Origin of the sequence: Streptomyces sp. NPDC096079, assembly GCF_040303145.1 — a bacterium.
Lineage (GTDB): Bacteria > Actinomycetota > Actinomycetes > Streptomycetales > Streptomycetaceae > Streptomyces.
Genome location: NZ_JBEOST010000007.1, coordinates 265,980 through 282,966 on the forward strand (window position 1 = coordinate 265,980; position 16,987 = coordinate 282,966).

14 protein-coding genes are annotated in these 16,987 nt (G+C 73.3%); 8 read left to right on the forward strand and 6 right to left on the reverse strand.

Annotated elements, in window-relative coordinates; genetic code table 11:
• Positions 1 to 9: 9 nt before the first annotated feature.
• Positions 10 to 1,287, reverse strand: coding sequence for a hypothetical protein (locus tag ABTY59_RS17485; protein WP_352019826.1), 1,278 nt, complete (start codon positions 1,285 to 1,287; stop codon positions 10 to 12).
• Positions 1,288 to 1,501: 214 nt separating this feature from the next.
• A complete protein-coding gene (locus ABTY59_RS17490; RefSeq protein WP_352019827.1) occupies positions 1,502 to 2,719 on the reverse strand; it encodes an amidohydrolase family protein in 1,218 nt (405 codons plus the stop codon).
• Positions 2,720 to 2,875: 156 nt separating this feature from the next.
• On the opposite strand from ABTY59_RS17490, the gene afsR reads away from it, so the two are divergent.
• The 3 genes from afsR to ABTY59_RS17505 all read left to right on the forward strand — a co-directional run bounded on the left by afsR (position 2,876) and on the right by ABTY59_RS17505 (position 6,895).
• Positions 2,876 to 5,974 (forward strand): SARP-family global regulator AfsR, encoded by a 3,099-nt coding sequence (gene afsR / locus ABTY59_RS17495; RefSeq protein ID WP_352019828.1) that lies wholly within the window; start codon positions 2,876 to 2,878, stop codon positions 5,972 to 5,974.
• A 221-nt stretch (positions 5,975 to 6,195) separates the two neighbouring features.
• Complete coding sequence (locus tag ABTY59_RS17500; protein ID WP_352019829.1) at positions 6,196 to 6,393, forward strand: hypothetical protein; 198 nt, start codon at positions 6,196 to 6,198, stop codon at positions 6,391 to 6,393.
• Between the two features lie 313 nt (positions 6,394 to 6,706).
• Positions 6,707 to 6,895, forward strand: a complete 189-nt coding sequence (locus ABTY59_RS17505; protein ID WP_352019830.1) for a hypothetical protein — start codon at positions 6,707 to 6,709, stop codon at positions 6,893 to 6,895.
• A gap of 90 nt (positions 6,896 to 6,985) precedes the next feature.
• On the opposite strand, the gene ABTY59_RS17510 is transcribed toward ABTY59_RS17505, so the two are convergent.
• Complete coding sequence (locus ABTY59_RS17510; protein WP_352019915.1) at positions 6,986 to 8,545, reverse strand: FadD3 family acyl-CoA ligase; 1,560 nt, start codon at positions 8,543 to 8,545, stop codon at positions 6,986 to 6,988.
• A gap of 91 nt (positions 8,546 to 8,636) precedes the next feature.
• Here ABTY59_RS17510 and ABTY59_RS17515 point away from each other — a divergent pair, with 91 nt between their 5' ends.
• The 4 genes from ABTY59_RS17515 (at position 8,637) to ABTY59_RS17530 (ending at position 12,263) form a co-directional block, all read left to right on the forward strand.
• The gene (locus ABTY59_RS17515; protein WP_352019831.1) at positions 8,637 to 9,779 is read left to right on the forward strand and encodes a lipid-transfer protein; all 1,143 of its coding nucleotides are present in this window, start codon (positions 8,637 to 8,639) and stop codon (positions 9,777 to 9,779) included.
• 6 nt (positions 9,780 to 9,785) lie between these two features.
• Positions 9,786 to 10,211, forward strand: a complete 426-nt coding sequence (locus ABTY59_RS17520; protein ID WP_352019832.1) for a Zn-ribbon domain-containing OB-fold protein — start codon at positions 9,786 to 9,788, stop codon at positions 10,209 to 10,211.
• Positions 10,208 to 10,984 (forward strand): enoyl-CoA hydratase/isomerase family protein, encoded by a 777-nt coding sequence (locus ABTY59_RS17525; protein ID WP_352019833.1) that lies wholly within the window; start codon positions 10,208 to 10,210, stop codon positions 10,982 to 10,984. The genes ABTY59_RS17520 and ABTY59_RS17525 overlap by 4 nt, the downstream gene beginning before the upstream one ends.
• A 127-nt stretch (positions 10,985 to 11,111) precedes the next feature.
• The gene (locus tag ABTY59_RS17530) at positions 11,112 to 12,263 is read left to right on the forward strand and encodes a TolB-like translocation protein (protein WP_352019834.1); all 1,152 of its coding nucleotides are present in this window, start codon (positions 11,112 to 11,114) and stop codon (positions 12,261 to 12,263) included.
• Between the two features lie 12 nt (positions 12,264 to 12,275).
• Here the strand turns inward: ABTY59_RS17530 and ABTY59_RS17535 are convergent, their stop codons facing one another.
• Positions 12,276 to 12,830 carry a hypothetical protein gene (locus ABTY59_RS17535; protein ID WP_352019835.1) on the reverse strand — a complete coding sequence of 185 codons (555 nt, stop codon included), beginning with the start codon at positions 12,828 to 12,830 and terminating at the stop codon, positions 12,276 to 12,278.
• Positions 12,831 to 12,955: 125 nt separating this feature from the next.
• On the opposite strand from ABTY59_RS17535, the gene ABTY59_RS17540 reads away from it, so the two are divergent.
• Positions 12,956 to 13,510 carry a hypothetical protein gene (locus ABTY59_RS17540; protein WP_352019836.1) on the forward strand — a complete coding sequence of 185 codons (555 nt, stop codon included), beginning with the start codon at positions 12,956 to 12,958 and terminating at the stop codon, positions 13,508 to 13,510.
• A gap of 27 nt (positions 13,511 to 13,537) precedes the next feature.
• Here ABTY59_RS17540 and afsK read toward each other — a convergent pair whose 3' ends face one another.
• Positions 13,538 to 15,979: a protein serine/threonine kinase AfsK gene (gene afsK / locus ABTY59_RS17545; RefSeq protein ID WP_352019837.1), complete on the reverse strand. Its 2,442-nt coding sequence runs from the start codon at positions 15,977 to 15,979 to the stop codon at positions 13,538 to 13,540.
• Positions 15,980 to 16,117: 138 nt separating this feature from the next.
• On the reverse strand, positions 16,118 to 16,903 hold the full coding sequence (locus ABTY59_RS17550; protein ID WP_352019838.1) for a VOC family protein: 786 nt from the start codon (positions 16,901 to 16,903) through the stop codon (positions 16,118 to 16,120).
• Between the last annotated feature and the right edge of the window lie 84 nt (positions 16,904 to 16,987).

The following is a 16,987-nucleotide window of genomic DNA, read 5'->3' on the forward strand; positions in this document are numbered from 1 at the left end:
GGGGTCGACTCAGGTGCCGCCCGCCGCACCGGCCGCCCTCGCGTGGCGCACCACGGCCGCGCCGGCCAGACAGACGATGCCCACGGCGCTCAGCAGCGCCAGCGCCTTCGCCCAGGCGAAGGTGGTGCCGAGGCTGCCGCTCAGCAGGTCGACGGTGCGGGCGCCCGCGACCCCGTGGAGCGCGATGACGAAGACGGCGACGCCCGCGGCGGCGGCCCAGGCGATCAGGGTGTCCCGGGCCGCGAGCCACACCGCGCACGCCAGGCACAGCACGGTGACGACCACGGACAGCGCCCGCGCGTCGCCGCCGGAGCGCAGGCCGTCGAGGTCCGTCGGCAGGTGGATGAGGCCGCAGGCGAACAGCGCGACCGCCGCCGGCCAGCGCAGCACCGACCGCAGCGCGGGCGAGGAGGTGTGGCTGCCGGGACCCGCGGCCAGGGCGCCGTCCAGGGGGGACTTGCGGCCCTTGGCGGCGCCTCGGACGCGCTTCGGGGCGGCGGCGGCCGGTGCGGCGCCTTCCGGTCCGGGCTTGCGGACCGCTTCGTCGACCCCGGCCGCCGTGGACCGCCAGTCGCTGCTGTCGGCGCCGAGGATGCCGACGAGCCGGACCACGTCCTCGACCGGCCGGCCCACCGCCGCGGCGCGCAGCGTGGTCTCGGCCTGGTGGAGGTCGTACCCGGACGCGTTCAGCAAGGCCAGCAGCTGGCGCACTTCGTCCAGCGGGCGGGTCACGGCCGCCGCGCGGAGCGCCACGTCCGCGGGGCTGGAGAGCTCGCCGGTCTCCTGGAGGCGGGCCACCAGCGTGGCGACCTCCTCCACGGGCCGCTCGGTGGCCGCCGTCCGCAGCAGCGTGTGGACCGCTTCGTCACCGGTCTCCTCCGACGCCTCGTCGTCGGCCGGGGACTGCGGATCGACCGGGGACCCGGCGTCGGCCGGGGACTGCGGGTCGACCGGGGACCCGGCGTCGGCCGGGTACTCAGCGTCGGCCGGGGACTGCGGGTCGGCCGGGGACTGCGGGTCGGCCGGGAGCAGTGTCGCGACCGGCGACGCGGCGGGCGCCGCCGGCGACCGGCCGGGGAAGGGACGCGCGTCGAGCGCCGGGAACGGCGGGCCGACCGGCTGACGGGACTGACCTGGACGGACCCCTGTGGCTTCTGCGGTTGCTGCGGTTGCTGCGGTCCCCGCGCTCCCCGCGTCCTCGGCGCTGCTCGTGGTGTCGGTGGTCGTCGGTTCCGCGCGTTCTATGTGGTCGTCCGCCGGATGGTTCTGCGGGAGGTCGGGGGTCATGTCACAGGCTCCGTTCGTGGGCATCCCCGGGGGGACGCCCACTGGCTGTCTCGTGATGTGCAAGAAACGCACACTTGAGTACTATTTGCGCGCAGTCCGTCACACTCCGCCATCAGGGGGCGGCCCCGTTGGGCCATTGCAGCGACGAGCGGCCCGTACGGAAGCGGCCGGGTCCCCTCCGGAGGAGACCCGGCCGCGAGCCGTCATACAGGCCTCAGGGCCGCCAGAGCCCGTCCGGGGACAGACCGAGGAGCTCGATCGCGTTGCCCCGGACGATCCGGTCGACGACGTCCGGCGGCAGGTGGCCCATCTGGGCCTCGCCGACCTCCTTCGACTGGGGCCAGGTGGAGTCCGAGTGCGGGTAGTCCGTCTCGTACAGGACGTTCCCCGCCCCGATCGCGTCGAGGTTGCGCAGCCCGAAGGCGTCGTCGAAGAAGCAGCCGAAGACATGGTCCGCGAAGAGCTCGGACGGCGGGCGGGTGACCTTGTCGGCGACGCCGCCCCAGGCGCGGTTCTCCTCCCAGACGACGTCCGCGCGCTCCAGGATGTACGGGATCCAGCCGATCTGCCCCTCGGCGTACATGATCCTCAGGTTCGGGAAGCGCTCGAACTTGCCGCTCATCAGCCAGTCGACCATCGAGAAGCAGCAGTTCGCGAAGGTGATGGTGGAGCCGACGGCCGGCGGGGCGTCGGCGGAGGTGGACGGCATCCGGCTGGAGGAGCCGATGTGCATGGCGATGACCGTGCCGGTCTCGTCGCACGCACGGAAGAAGGGGTCCCAGTGGTCCGTGTGGACCGAGGGGAGCCCGAGGTGCGGCGGGATCTCGGAGAAGGCGACGGCCCGGACCCCGCGCGCGGCGTTGCGCCGCACCTCGGCGGCGGCGAGCTCCGGGTCCCAGAGCGGGATGAGGGTGAGCGGGATCAGCCGCCCGTCCGCCTCGGGCCCGCACCACTCCTCGACCATCCAGTCGTTGTAGGCGCGGACGCAGAGCAGCCCGAGCTCGCGGTCGCTCGCCTCGGTGAAGGTCTGCCCGCAGAAGCGGGGGAACGTGGGGAAGCAGAGCGCGGACTGGACGTGGTTGACGTCCATGTCGGCGAGCCGGTCCCGGACGGAGTGGGAGCCGGGCCGCATCTGCTCGTAGGTGATGACTTCGAGGCGTATCTCGTCCCGGTCGTAGCCGACGGCGGTGTCGAGCCGGGTGAGGGGCCGGTGCAGGTCCTCGTACACCCACCAGTCGCCGATCGGCCCGTCGTCCCCCTTGGCGCCCATGACCGGGGCGAACCTGCCGCCGAGGAAGGTCATTTCCTTGAGCGGGGCGCGGACGATCCGGGGTCCGGTGTCGTGGTACCGGGACGGGAGCCGGTCCCGCCAGACGTGCGGGGGCTCCACGGTGTGGTCGTCCACCGAGATGATCTTCGGGAAGGTCTCCATGTCCTTCACGGTAGCGCTGATCTGACGACCCGTCAGCTAGTGGGGGCCAGAACGCCCCGTGTTACGGCCTCGCAACGGCCGACCCGATGCTGACGGACCCGCTCCGGACAAGGCAGACTGTCCTGGGCGAAACCAGCGGCAGGGGCAGGGGGAGCGATGGACCGTGAGAACGGGCCGCGAGTTCCGGCACGGTTCCCGGGCGGGAGCGACGCCGAGGCCGAACCCGGCGTGCCCGCCCAGCGGAACGGCCGGAGGACGGCCGCCGACGGCACCGGCAAGCGGCAGGACACCGCCGGAACCGGAGAGACGGCGACCGGCGGGGCCGACCGCCGGACGGACACCACCGGCACCACGCCGACAGCGGCCGGCGACCTCCGCTTCGGCGTGCTCGGGCCCGTCCGCGCCTGGCGCGACGGCGAACCCGTCCCCACCGGCTCCCCGCAGCAGCGCGCCCTGCTCGCCGCGCTGCTCCTGCGCGGAGGCCGCACCGCCACCGCGCACGAACTGATCGACGCGCTCTGGGGCGAGGAGCCCCCCTCCCAGGCACTCGCCGCCGTCCGTACCTACGCCTCCCGGCTCCGCAAGGCCCTCGACCCGAAGGTCCTGGTCAGCGAGTCCGGCGGCTACGCGCTCCGGACGACCGCGCTCGACGTGACCGCCGCCCAGGAACTGGCCGCCGAGGCGGACAGGCTCCGCGCGGCCGGGGACCGGACGGCCGCGCGGGAACGGCTCGCCGAGGCCCTCGACCTGTGGGACGGCGAGGTCCTCGCGTCCGTACCCGGCCCGTACGCCGAGACGCAGCGGACCCGCCTGGAGGAGTGGCGCCTCACCCTCCTCGAAACCCGCCTCGACATCGACCTGGAGATCGGCGCGCACGCCGAGGCGGTCTCCGAACTGACCGCGCTCACCGCCGCCCACCCCCTGCGGGAGCGCCTGCGCGAACTCCTCATGCTGGCGCTCTACCGCAGCGGACGGCAGGCGGAGGCGCTCGCCGTGTACGCGGACACGCGGCGGCTCCTCGCGGACGAACTGGGCGTCGACCCGACCCCCGAGCTCTCCCGGCTCCAGCAGCGCATCCTCCAGGCCGACGCGGAACTCGCCCGCCCCGTGGAGGAGCCGGCCCCGACGGCGGCGCCCGTCGCCCGCCCGGCCCAGCTCCCCGCCACGGTCCCGGACTTCACCGGCCGCGCCTCCTTCGTACGGGAACTGGGCGCCCGGCTCGCCACCGCCGAGGGCCACGTCATGGCGGTCTCGGCGCTCGCGGGCATCGGCGGCGTCGGCAAGACCACGCTCGCCGTGCACGTCGCCCACGAGGCCCGGCCGCACTTCCCTGACGGGCAGCTGTACGTGGACCTCCAGGGCGCGGGCAACAGCGCCGCCGCGCCCGAGACGGTCCTCGGCTCGTTCCTGCGGGCGCTGGGCACCGCGGACTCGGCCATCCCGGACTCGCTCGACGACCGGGCCGCGCTGTACCGCTCGACGCTGGACGGGCGCCGGGTCCTGGTGCTCCTGGACAACGCCCGGGACGCGGCCCAGATCCGCCCGCTCCTCCCCGGTACGGCGGGCTGCGCGGCCCTCGTCACCAGCCGCATCCGCATGGTCGACCTGGCGGGCGCCCACCTGGTGGACCTGGACGTGATGTCCCCCGAGGAGGCGCTCCAGCTGTTCACGCGGATCGTCGGCGAGGAGCGCGTCGGGGCGGAGCGCGAGGCGGCCCTCGACGTGGTGGCGGCCTGCGGCTTCCTGCCCCTCGCGATCCGCATCGCGGCCTCGCGCCTGGCGGCCCGCCGCACCTGGACGGTCTCGGTCCTCGCGGCGAAGCTGGCGGACGAGCGCCGGCGGCTCGACGAGCTCCAGGCGGGCGACCTCGCCGTCAAGGCCACCTTCGAACTCGGCTACGGCCAGCTGGAACCGGCCCAGGCCCGCGCCTTCCGCCTGCTCGGCCTCGCGGACGGCCCGGACATCTCGCTGGCGGCAGCGGCGGCGGTCCTGGACCTCCCGCTCTGGGACACCGAGGACCTCCTGGAGGCCCTCGTCGACACGTCCCTCGTCGAATCCGCCGCCCCTGGCCGCTACCGCTACCACGACCTGGTCCGCCTCTACGCGCGCGCGTGCGCGGACCGCGACGAACAGCCCCCGTCGGAGAAGGAGGCGGCGCTCTCCCGCCTGCTGGACTTCTACCTGTCGACGGCGGCGCGGGTGTACGCGATCGAGCGGCCGGGCGACCGCCTGGTGGACCACCTGGAACCGACCTCGTACGAGGGCCTGACCTTCACCGACCGGCACGAGGCCCAGGACTGGCTCTACGCGGAGGCGAACTGCCTCCTGTCCACGGTCCGCCAGTCCGCCTCGGCCCCGACGACCCTCCGCAGGGCGGTGGACCTCCTGTGGGCGAGCCTGGACCTGGCGGAGTCGGGCGCGAACTCCAAGGAGTACGAGGCGGTGGCGGAGGTCCTGCGGGACGCGGCGGGGCGCGTGGAGGACACGCGGGCTGCGGGCCGAGCGGCGATCACGTCGGCCTATGTGCACCACGTGGCGGGACGCTTCGACCAGGCGGACCAGGAGGCCCGCGAGGCCATGGGCCTGGCCCACCGGGTGGACGACCGGATGCCCCACTCCTGGGCGGCCAACACCCTGGGCGTCATGGCGGTCTACCGCAACCAGTACGAGGAGGGCGAGGAGTTCCTCAACCGCGCCATCGAGGAGTTCCGGACCTGTCAGGACGAACCGGGCGAGGCAAGCGCCCTGTGCAACCTGTCCCGGATCCACCTGCTCACCGGGCGTACGACGAGCGCGGTCGTCCTGGCCCGCCGGGGCACCGACATGTACGACCGCATGGGCCACGCCCTGAAGGGGGCGAACGGCCGCTACGCGATGGGGGTGGCGCTGACGCAGAGCGGTCAGCTCACCGATGCCTACGACAGCCTGGCGGCGGCTCTGGACGTCTTCCGGGACAGCCGGCAGCGGCTGTGGGAGGGCATGACACTGTTCCGCATGGCCGAGGTGGACGTCACCGCCCGACGGTTCACACAGGCGGCCTCCAACGCCGAGATGGCGCTCACGGTGCTGCGCGGCGTCGGAGGAGAGTGGCGGCGGGGCAACGTCCTCACCGTCCTGGGCCACGCCCTCACCGGAATCGGCCAGTTGGGCAGGGCCGAGGTCTGCTGGCGGGAGGCCCTGACCATTTTCGAGGAGCTGGCCTCCCCCGAAGCCGCCGAGGTCCGCGCCCTGCTCTGCCCGGCCGCGGCCGCCTGACCGGCGGTCCGGGCTGGGCGTTCATCGTTCGTTTATCACCGACGGGCATGCTTCTTTCATCGATCCGTCGCGTCGGGGGGCAGACGGTTCGCCGGTAAGGCCGTCACTACGACGCACTAGGGTGAACGGCCCTGCGGAGAGACCCGTCCGGCAGTCCACGGGGGAACAGCCGGACGGGTTTCGACGACCCATCTGTCTCAGTAGAAACACAGGAGGTTGCGATGAGCGACGTCACCAACGGCGAAGCCACGGACATCGAGACCAAGAACATCCACGTCACCGGTGGTGAGGCCGAGGACGCGATCGCCGAGAAGATCGGCATCAAGAACATCCACGTCACCGGTGGCGAGCCCGACGGCAGCGCCCCGGCCGCGGCTCCGCTGGGCAACATCCACGTGACCACGGAGCCGGCCAACTAAGAGCCATTCCCGACGGGGAACGGCCGCGGCGGCGACTTCGGGGGAGCTGCCGTGGCCGACCGGGGAAGGTCCGGTCGACGGGGGAGCGCACGGACTCGGGGGACACCCGACGGAACCAGGGGGGATCCGTCCGGGCAGGGACCGTGCGCAACGCGATCGGACCACCGCGGGCGGAGGGGCCGGGCAGATGCCCGGCCCCTCCTGCCGTTCGGTGCCGACCTGACGAAGTAGACCGTTCCGCTTCGCACGGACATTCGACCCGCGACGAAGATCGAGTTCGTTCGGATCTCCACACCTCCACAGGAAGTTGGACATGACCCGCAGCAAGCGTTTCCTGGCCGGTGCCTTCCTCGCCGCCGCCATCGCGGCCGGCACGGCCTCTCCCGCCCTGGCCAACATGCACGCCACCGGCGGTACGCCGACCACGGGCGTCCAGGTCACGGTCGACTCGTCCGACCTCCAGGTCGCGAGCGACTCGACCGACAACATGCACGCCACCTGATCGCACCCGCTTGTCCCGAGCCCGGACCGGAACACGGTCCGGGCTCAGCGCTGTCGCCGCACCGGGAACCGCGCCACCGGACGGCCCCCGTCACGCCGTGGCCGCCCGCTCCCTCAGTTCGCCCTTCACCACCTTGCCGCTCGCGTTCCTGGGGAGTTCCGGGACGAACTCGACCTCCCTCGGGACCTTGTAGTTCGCCATCTCCCGGCGCGACCAGGCGATCAGGTCGTCCGCCGTGACCCGTGCGCCCGGTCTCCGTACCGCGAAGGCCTTGCCGACCTCGCCGAGCCGGGGGTCCGGGACGCCGATGACGGCGACGTCCGCGATGTCGGGGTGCAGGCCGAGGAGCTGCTCGATCTCGGCCGGGTAGGCGTTGAAGCCGCCCACGATGAACATGTCCTTGAGGCGGTCGGTGATCCGGAGGTTGCCGGCCTCGTCCAGGACGCCGATGTCGCCCGTGTGCAGCCAGCCGTCCGCGTCGATCGCCTCCGCCGTCGCCGCCTCGTCCTCGAAGTAGCCCTTCATCACGTGGTGGCCCCTGAGCAGGACCTCGCCGGTGTCGGAGAGCCGGAGTTCGGTGCCGGGGATCGGGCGGCCGGAGGTCGTGGCGATCGTCTCGTCGGGGTCGTCGCGCCGGCACATCGTGGCGACGCCGCTCGCCTCGGAGAGGCCGTAGGCGGTGAGGACGGTGGCCACGCCCAGCTCGGTGCGGAGGCGTTCGACGAGCCGCAGCGGCACGACGGCCGCGCCGGTCACGACGAGGCGGAGGGTGGAGAGACCCTGCGCGGAGCGGGACGGGTGGTCCAGGAGGGACTGGTGGAGGGTCGGCGGGCCGGGGAGGACGGTGATGCGTTCGGCGGCGATGTTGGCGAGGACGGTGTCGACGGTGAAGACCGGCTGCGGGACGATCACCGCACCCCGCATGAGGCAGGCGAGGACACCGGCCTTGTAGCCGAAGGTGTGGAAGAAGGGGTTGACCACCAGGTAGCGGTCGTCTTCCCTCAGGCCGGCGAGGTCGGACCAGGTCGCGTAGCAGCGCAGGGACTGGGCGTGGCTGATGACGGCGCCCTTGGGGCGGCCGGTGGTGCCGGAGGTGTAGATGATGTCGGAGGGGGCGTCGGGGTCGATGCCGTCGGCGCGGGCACGGACCCGGGCGGCGGGGACGGTGTCGCCCTCCGCGAGGAAGGCCTTGAGGGTCGTCCAGCCCGTGTCGTCGGGGGCGGTGTCCCCGAGGACCACCATGCGCTCCAGGTCGGGGAGTTCGATGCCGGAGCGGCGCAGGGAGGCCACGTACGAGGTGCCGAGGAAGGTGCCGGTGACGAAGAGGAGCCGGGCGCGGGAGCGCCGGAGGACGTCGGCGGCCTCGGTGCCCTTGAAGCGGGTGTTGAGGGGGACGAGGACGGCTCCGGCGGTGACCGCGCCGAGGGCGCAGATGATCCAGTCGAGGGTGTTGGGGGCCCATATAGCGACCCGGTCGCCGGTCCGTATACCGGTGGCGAGACAGGCGGCGGCCGCCCGTTCGACGCGTTCGCCGAGTTCGGCGTAGGTGATGCGGACGCGGCCGTCGACGACGGCCTCCCGCGGGCCGTGGCGCTCGGCCGCCGCCCGTACGAGCCCGGGGATCGTGCCCCACTCCAGGTCGCCGCGCATGTCCATGACCCACCCTCCCTGTAGCTGACTATCCGTCAGATTAGTTGTAGCCTGACGCGCTGTCAGCAGTGCTGCCCCATGAGGAGGTTCGGTGCTCAAGGACGCCACGGCCATCGTCGGCATAGGACAGACCGCCTTCGCGAAACAGCTCCGGGAGACCGAGAAGACCCTCGCCTGCCGGGCGATCCTCGCCGCCCTCGACGACGCCGGCATCACCCCCGACGAGGTCGACGCCTTCGCCTCGTACACGATGGAGGAGACCGACGAGGTCGAGGTGGCCAAGGCCATCGGCGCCGGAGACGTCACCTTCTTCAGCAAGGTGGGGTACGGAGGCGGCGGCTCCTGCGCCACCGTCGGCCACCTCGCCGCCGCCATCGCCACCGGACAGGCGAGCGTCGGCGTCGCCTGGCGGTCCAGGAAGCGGGGCTCGGGCCCCCGCCCCTGGAAGAACACCGCCGTCCAGCTGCCCACCCCCGGCCAGTGGACCCGCCCCTTCGGGCTGCTCCGCCCCGCCGACGAGATCGGCATGCTCACCCGGCGCTACATGCACGAGTACGGCGCCACCCGCGACCACCTCTTCAACGTCGCCCTCGCCTGCCGCAACCGCGCCAACCAGAACCCCGCCGCGATCATGTACGACCGGCCGCTGACCCGCGAGATGTACATGACCGCCCGCTGGATCAGCGAACCCCTCTGCCTCTTCGACAACTGCCTGGAGACCGACGGCGCCCTCGCCTGCGTCATCGTCAGCGCCGAACGCGCCCGCGACTGCCGCCAGAAGCCCGTCTACGTGCACGCCGCCGCCCAGGGCCTGCCCTCCCAGCACCACGGCATGGTCAACTACTGGAACGACGACCCGCTCTCCGGCCCCGCCTGGACCGCCGCCCGCCACCTGTGGAAGCAGGCCGACTTCGGCCCCGCCGACGTCGACGTCGCCCAGATCTACGACGCCTTCACCCCGCTCGTCCCCCTCTCCCTGGAGGGCTACGGCTTCTGCGGACGCGGCGAGGGCGGCGCCTTCACCGAGGGCGGCGCCCTGGAGATCGGCGGCCGGCTGCCGCTCAACACCGGCGGCGGCGGACTCTCCGAGGCGTACGTGCACGGCTTCAACCTCATCAACGAGGGCGTGAAGCAGCTCCGCGGCACCTCCACCGCCCAGGTCCCCGACGCGGCCACCTGCCTGGTCACGGCCGGCGAGGGCGTCCCCACATCCGCCATCCTGCTGAGGAGCTGAACCCGCATGCTCACACCGGTCATCGACGAGGACGGCGCCCCCTTCTGGGAGTACGCCGCCCGGGGAGAGCTCCGCGTCCAGGCCTGCGCCGCCTGCGGCGAGCTCCGCTTCCCGCCCCGCCCCTGCTGCCCGCACTGCCGGTCCTTCGACAGCGAGTGGCGGCTCATGTCCGGCCGCGGCCGGATCTGGTCGTACGTCCTCCCCCACCCGCCGCTGCTGCCCGACTACGCCGCCCAGGCCCCGTACAACGCGGTCCTCGTCGAACTCGCCGAGGCCCCCCGCATCCGCCTCGCCGGGAACGTCGTCGCCGCCCCGGACGCCCCCCTGAACTCGGTCGACCCGGCCCGGCTCCGCATCGGCGCCGCCGTCCGCGTCGCCTTCACCGAGATCGACGGCGTCGCCGTCCCCCGCTGGCTCCTGGAGCGCTCATGACCATCCGCGTCGAACGCGACAAGGAGACCGGCGTCGCGGTCGTCACCCTCGACCGGCCCGAGCGGCACAACTCCGTCACCCTGGACATGGCACGCGAACTCGCCGCCGTCTGGCGGGGGTTCCGGTACGAGGACGAGATCCGCGCGATCGTCGTCACCGGCGCCGGCGGACGGGCCTTCTGCACCGGCATCGACCGCGACGACGCCGGAAGGGTGCCGCAGCCCTCCTCCCCGTACACGATCGACGACCCCCTCCTCACCCTCGGCCCCAAGGCCAACGACCTGTGGAAACCCGTGATCGCCGCCGTCGAGGGCATGGCCTGCGGCGGGGCCTTCTACCTGCTCGGCGAGGCGGAGTTCCTGATCGCCGGGCAGGACGCGACCTTCTTCGACCCGCACACGACGTACGGGATGGTCTCCGCCTTCGAGACCGTCCACATGGCGCAGAAGATGCCGTTCGGGGAAGTCGCCCGGATGGCCCTCATGGGCACGGCCGAACGGGTCTCCGCCCGGCGTGCGTACGAGACGGGGCTCGTCAGCGAGGTGACGGAGCCGGGCGGGGCGCTCGCCGCCGCGATCCGGGCCGCCGCCGTCATCGCCTCGTACCCGACGGAGGCCGTGCAGGGGACGGTCCGGGCGCTGTGGTCCACCAAGGAGGCGTCCCGCGTCCAGGCCCTGGCACACGCCCCGCATCTGGTGACGCTCGGGAACCTGCCGCCGGAACGGCAGGCGGAGCTTTTCACCCGACGGAGCGGCGGACACCTGCTCCGGTAGCGGATGCAACAGTCTGTTTTAATGGATCTTCGTTTGATAAGACGCCGTCAACAGCGGTGGGACTGCCCCGCGTTCGCAGCACGATCGGGTCACGCCCGACCGCTGTGGCACGCAACGGGGAGCTGTGATGGGACGACACATCGTCAAGGCCGGACTCGCGGCCGGAGCCGCGCTCATGCTGGCCGGGTGCGGCGGCGGGGGCGACCCGGTGACAGGCGCCGTCGGTGGGAGCGAGGCCGGACAGGACGGGAACGGCGGCGCCCCGAAGACCGCCTCGCTCGCCCAGCCGGACAGCCTCACGGTCGCCTTCTGCCAGACCATCGAGGACGGCACCGGGGGCAAGGCCTACCAGGTCTTCCTGCGCTCCTTCGCCGCGAAGGACGGCGCCTTCGCCGGAGAGCGCAGCGCCGCCCTGCCGCCGAACGCCGAGCCGGGCGCGGGTTGTGACGAGGACGGACCCAGCTACAGCGCCGACCTGGCCTTCAACAAGGACCTCACACTGGTCGCCGGCCTGGTCGACGGCGACCGCGCCGCCGCCTTCGACATGGCCACTGGCCGGGAGGTCGGCGCACCCGACCCGGACTCCTTCACGAAGCGCCTGGACAACGGCAGCGCCGTCTTCCACCCGGTGACCGGCCGTCTCTGGTACGACATGGGGCGCATCGACCCCGACGCCAAGGGCGACCTCGCCTCGCGGGACCCCAAGGGCGGCCTGAAGACCGAGGAGAACACCCTCTTCGGGAAGATCCCGGACCTCCTCGGGAAGGACGGCCCCACGGCGGAGACGGTGCTCGCGACGGACGACATCGACGCGGCGGTGGTCCCCGCCGGCGGAGTCGTGGCGACGAGCAACAACGACTACGGCGTCAGCCTGAGCAAGATCGGCCCCGAGAGCGGGGGCAGCGGTGCCGGGGTCTACCTGCACGACATCACCACCACTGGCCTCGGCGACAAGGGCAGCGAGGTCTTCTGCGAGCCGGCCTTCTGGCGGAACGCCACCACCCTGGTCTGCGACTTCAAGCAGCTGACGTTCTCCGCCGACTACACGAAGCTCCTGAAGACCGAGGACCTCATCCCGGAGAACGACCGGCACAACGGCCTGCCGGTCCTCGCCCCGGACGGCAAGAGCTTCGCGTTCCTGTCCAGGGGCGAGGACGGCCGCACGGGCCTCTTCCGAGGGGACTTCTCCGGCGGCGAGCCCAAGAAGATCACCAACGTGGACCCCCCGGTCCCGGACCCGGAGCGCGAGCTCCGGACCGCGCTGATCCGCTGGAACTGACCCCCGGCGCCGCTACTTCTTCCGTACGTCGTACACCCAGCAGTTCCTGACCGACGAGACGGCCTTCGGGGTCTTCATCGCGACCTCGAAGGTCTTGTCCTCGTAGGCCCCGACGGTGACGAGGGCCGTCGTCGAGTCCACCGCCGACCCCGTGGCGCCCTTGAACTCCAGGGTCACCTCGTACGTGCCCTCCAGCGCGTCGTGCGAGGAGATCCTCAGGGTCGCCGTGGTGTCCGCCTTCCGGGCCGGCCTGCCCTTCCGCTTCTTCTGCGCGGGCTTCACACAGTCGACGACCACCACCTCGACCTCGGCGGACGTGGGGGAAGGGCTGACGCTGGGCGTCGAGCCGCCCGAGCCGCCGTAGTCGTCGTTGCTCTTCTCGTCGCTGGAGCAGCCGCCGCCCGAATCGTCGTCGTCGTGGGAGCCCGAGTGGCTCCTGCTCTTGCCGCTCTTGCTCTTCCCGCTGCCGCCGCCGCTGCCGTGACCGCCCTTGCCGGTGTGGAAACCGGTCAGCGCGAGGACCACCACCGTGAGCGTCGCCGCGAGCTTCAGACGCGTCCGTACCATCGCCGCTCCCCGTCCTGTCTGTCGTGTCCGCGCCACCCTAGCGCCGCCGCCGCGTCGCATGGCGGGCCCCCCGCACCCGGCGTAGCGTCGTGAGCGGGAGCCGGACCGCCGAGGAGGCCGCATCGATGATCCGCACCATCGCCGGATCCGTCCTGGCTCTCGCCGGAGCGACGGCCGCCGTCTGGAGCCCCTTCCGTGCCTGGTACGACGGCCGTCCCGGACGCGACTACGCCGTCGGGGACCTCTTCACCGGCATCACCGACGAGAAGGCCGACCTCCTGGCGTCGATCCTGCTGCCCTTCGCCTTCGCGGCGCTCCTGACCCTCGTCGGCGTCCTGCTCCGCTCCCGCCTGCTCGTCGCCCTCGCCGGGGTCGTCGTCCTCGGCTTCACCGTCCTGTGGATGGTGCGGGTCGGCCAGGCGGAGGGCGGCCTCACGGTCGGCTCCGACGGCACGGGGCTCGGCGACGGGGTCGCGAACGCCTTCGGCGGCGGGGCCCTGCTGCTGCTCGGCGCGCTCGTGATGCCGGGCCGCCGTTACGCGCGTCACGCGCACCGCGTGGACCGCGTGGACCGCGTGGACCGCCCCCCGTACGGGGAGAAGGACCGGCACGACGACGTGCCGGCCGGCCCACCGGCGCCGGAGGACCCGGAACGCGAGAACCCGCCGCCCCGGGACTAGCCCCGGAACGGCGGGTTCCTGTGCCTCCTACGGGCGCGGCGCTCCCCTGCCGGTCGCCGTGCCCTTCACCGCGTCGAGCGCGTACACACAGCGGTCCTTGCTGCACGCGTACACGACCCCGCCCTTCGCCACCGGCGAGCCGGTGATCTCGCCGCCGGTCGCGAGCTTCCAGCGGAGCTGCCCGCCGGTCGCGTCCAGCGTGTACAGGACGTGGTCGGCCGAGCCGAAGTGCACCCGGCCGTCGGCGACGACCGGCGAGCCCACCAGCTCGCCGCCCGCCGCGAACCGCCACCGGGGGGTGCCGGTGACCGCGTCGAGCGTGTAGAGGGCGCTGCCGCTGCCGACGTGCACGTTGCCGTCGGCGACGAGCACCGGCTCGGCGGACTGGCGCGGCTCGGTCGCGATCCGCCAGCGGTCCTGCCCGGTCGTGGCGTCGAGCGCGTACACCGTGCCGAGGTGGTCCGAGAGGTACACCCCGCCGCCGGTGACCGCCGGTCCGGGCGCGAACGCGGGCGGGGACAGGAACACGGCCGGGGCCTCGAAGTGCCAGCGGACGTGCCCGGCGGCGATGTCGATCGACAGGACCCGGGTCCCGGCGGAGACGTACACGCAGCCGTCCTCGGCCGGCGCCACCCGGACGGGCACGTTCGCGCAGGACGCGGCGTCCCCGATCGGGTACGACCAGCGCTCCACGCCCGTGCGGGCGTCGAGGGCCTGGAGCCGGGCGTCCCGCCACACGTACACGGTGTCGCCGTGCACGGCGGGCCCCGCCTCCGGGGTCTCGAAGTCGGTCTGGGCTCCGGTGATCTCCCACAGCTTGGCGCCGTTGGAGGCCTCCCAGCCCTGCACCCCGCCGCCGCGCGTCCCGGTGACGACCGTGCCCCGGTCGACCTTGAGCGAGTACACCCAGGCGTCCGTGGCCAGCCGCCAGCGCTCACTGCCGTCGGTGGCGTCGAGCGCGTACAGCGTGGGGCCGTCGGAGGCGTGGATACGGCCCGAGGCGACGGCCATCGACCAGGCCACGTCCCGCGTCTTGAACTGGCGCCGGCCGCTCCCCGTGTCCAGGGCGTGCACCTCGAAGGAGGTCACGTACAGCAGGTCGCCGTCGACGACGGGGGTGCCCCAGACGTCGTTCGACATCCGGAAGCGCCAGGGCCGCCAGTGGCCGGGCTCCGGCGGGGGCTGCGGTGCCGCCTGGTCGGCGCCCTGCGGGGGCACGGACGCGGGCCGGGAGCCGTGCTGCGGGGCCTGCTCGGCGAGGCTCGGGCCGCCACCGGGCGGACGGATCCAGCCGGTCGCGGGTCCCGCGTCCGCGCCCCGGCCGACGGAGAGCGCCGCCCGGGTGTCGGCGACGCGGGGGCCGGGGCCGATGGGGACCGTCGCGCCGCCGAGGCGTACGGGACCGCCCGCGCTCTCGGCGGGACCGGCGTGCCGGCCGCCGACGGGCGCGTGCTCCGGTGCGCGGTCCGGTCCTCGCTCCGGCGCCCGCTCCGGGAAACGCGGGTCGGGGCGGGGGCCCGGCGGGTCCGCCGGGGGCGGCGGCGGGGGCGGCACGGCCGGACCGGGCAGCTGACGGCCGCCGCCGCGGCGCCGCTCGATCATCTCGGTGGCGCTCTGCGGCAGCCAGGCGGAGGCCGTGCCGCTGTCGTCGCTGCCGGGGCCGAAGAGGTGCGGGGCGAGCTGGGCCTGGAGGTCGGCCGGGGTGGGGCGGCGGGTGACGTCCATCTGCATGCAGGACTCGATGAGGGGCCGCAGCTCGTCCGGGAGGCCCTCCAGGTCCGGGCCCTCGCGCAGCAGCATGAAGACGGTCTCGACGGGGTTGGCGCCGTGGAAGGGCGCGTGCCCGGTGGCGGCGAAGACCAGCATCGAGCCCAGCGAGAAGACGTCGCTGGCGCCGGTGACGCTGCGCGAGTCGCGGGCCTGCTCGGGCGACATGTAGGCGGGCGTGCCGACGGCGACGTTGGTCATGGTCAGGCGCGTGTTGGAGACGCCCGACGCGATGCCGAAGTCGATCACCCGGGGGCCGTCCTCGACGACGAGGACGTTGGAGGGCTTGAGGTCGCGGTGGACCAGGCCCGCCCCGTGAATGGACTGCAGGGCCTCGGCGACGCCCGCGGCGAGCCAGCGGACGGCCTGGGCCGGGAGCGGCCCGCACTCGTTCACTATCTCTTCGAGGGAGGGCGCCGGCACATAGGCCGTGGCCAGCCAGGGCACGGCGGCCCGCGGGTCGGCGTCGACGACCGCGGCCGTGTAGAAGCCGGAGACCGCCCGGGCGGCCTCCACCTCCCGAGTGAAGCGGACCCGGAACAGCTGGTCCTCCGCGAGCTCCGTGCGCACGGTCTTGATCGCCACGCGCCGGCCCGAGGCCGAGCGCGCGAGATAGACCAGGCCCATTCCGCCCGCGCCGAGCCGGCCCAGCACCTCGAAGGGCCCGATACGTCTCGGGTCGTGCTGCGTCAGCTGTTCCACTTGCCTGCCACCTCCCCGTACGGGCCATGAGGGTACGGCCCCGTGGACCCTGATTCTTCCTGTCCGAGGGCCCGGTTGCGAACCCGGGGGCGAATCGGGGTGTCACGGGTCGTTCCGGCGGCCGGTGGCGGGCCCGGGTCAGGTCGTCCCGGTGGGTTCCGCGAGGACGGCGAAGCGGGCGCCCTGGTTGTCGTGGAGGACCGCGATGCGGCCGTGCGGGGTGTCGAAGGCGGGGGTGGCGATCCGCCCGCCGAGCCGGACGGTGGTCTCGCAGGCCTCGTCGCAGTCGGCGACGGCGAAGTAGACGAGGACGTGTCCGGGCATCTCGGCGGGGAAGTCGTCGGTGATGACGGCACGTCCGCCGAAGGCGCTGTCGTCGCCGGGCCGGGAGCCGGGCGGGGACCAGACGCGGTAGTCGAAGCCGGCGTCCCTGCCCTCCTCCTCGGCGTCGGCCTGACGGCCGAGGTAGCCGAAGACCGTGGCGTAGAAGGTGTCGACGGCGTCCGGGCGGCGGGTGTAGACCTCCATCCAGCAGAAGGCGCCGGGTTCGTTCGTGACCTCGAAGCCGTCGTCGTCGCCCTCCTGGCGGAGGCCGAAGACCGCGCCGCCGGGGTCCGCGGCGAGCGCGTAGACGCCGAAGGGGCCGACGGGGTAGGGCTCCATGACCATCTGCCCGCCGGCGGCCTTGATGCGGACGGCGAGGGTGCCGGCGTTCTCGGTGGCGAGGTAGGGGGTCCAGGTCGTGGGCATGCGCCCGTCGCGCTTGGGGACGAGTCCGGCGGCCCGGCGGCCGTCGAGGAGGGCCTCGTCGCGGTCGGGGTCGAAGGTCCAGCCGAAGAGCTCGCCGTAGAAGCGCTTGCCGGCCTCCAGGTCGGGAAGCTGCGCGTCCACCCAGCAGGGGGTGCCCTCAATGCGTACGGCCATGTCCCCACGCTAGGACGGCGGGGTCGGCCCCGCACGCCCCGACATACGAACAAAGTGGCGATTTATCGGGGCGGAACCCTTGCG

Bases quoted from the DNA above. Each gene is read 5' to 3' on its own strand.
- ABTY59_RS17505 (WP_352019830.1), top strand. From the start codon at position 6,707: ATGACCCGCAGCAAGCGTTTCCTGGCCGGTGCCTTCCTCGCCGCCGCC.
- afsR (WP_352019828.1), top strand. From the start codon at position 2,876: ATGGACCGTGAGAACGGGCCGCGAGTTCCGGCACGGTTCCCGGGCGGG.
- ABTY59_RS17525 (WP_352019833.1), top strand. From the start codon at position 10,208: ATGACCATCCGCGTCGAACGCGACAAGGAGACCGGCGTCGCGGTCGTC.
- ABTY59_RS17490 (WP_352019827.1), bottom strand. From the start codon at position 2,719: ATGGAGACCTTCCCGAAGATCATCTCGGTGGACGACCACACCGTGGAG.
- ABTY59_RS17550 (WP_352019838.1), bottom strand. From the start codon at position 16,903: ATGGCCGTACGCATTGAGGGCACCCCCTGCTGGGTGGACGCGCAGCTT.
- ABTY59_RS17485 (WP_352019826.1), bottom strand. From the start codon at position 1,287: ATGACCCCCGACCTCCCGCAGAACCATCCGGCGGACGACCACATAGAA.
- ABTY59_RS17510 (WP_352019915.1), bottom strand. From the start codon at position 8,545: ATGCGCGGCGACCTGGAGTGGGGCACGATCCCCGGGCTCGTACGGGCG.
- ABTY59_RS17530 (WP_352019834.1), top strand. From the start codon at position 11,112: ATGGGACGACACATCGTCAAGGCCGGACTCGCGGCCGGAGCCGCGCTC.
- ABTY59_RS17500 (WP_352019829.1), top strand. From the start codon at position 6,196: ATGAGCGACGTCACCAACGGCGAAGCCACGGACATCGAGACCAAGAAC.
- ABTY59_RS17540 (WP_352019836.1), top strand. From the start codon at position 12,956: ATGATCCGCACCATCGCCGGATCCGTCCTGGCTCTCGCCGGAGCGACG.
- ABTY59_RS17535 (WP_352019835.1), bottom strand. From the start codon at position 12,830: ATGGTACGGACGCGTCTGAAGCTCGCGGCGACGCTCACGGTGGTGGTC.
- ABTY59_RS17520 (WP_352019832.1), top strand. From the start codon at position 9,786: ATGCTCACACCGGTCATCGACGAGGACGGCGCCCCCTTCTGGGAGTAC.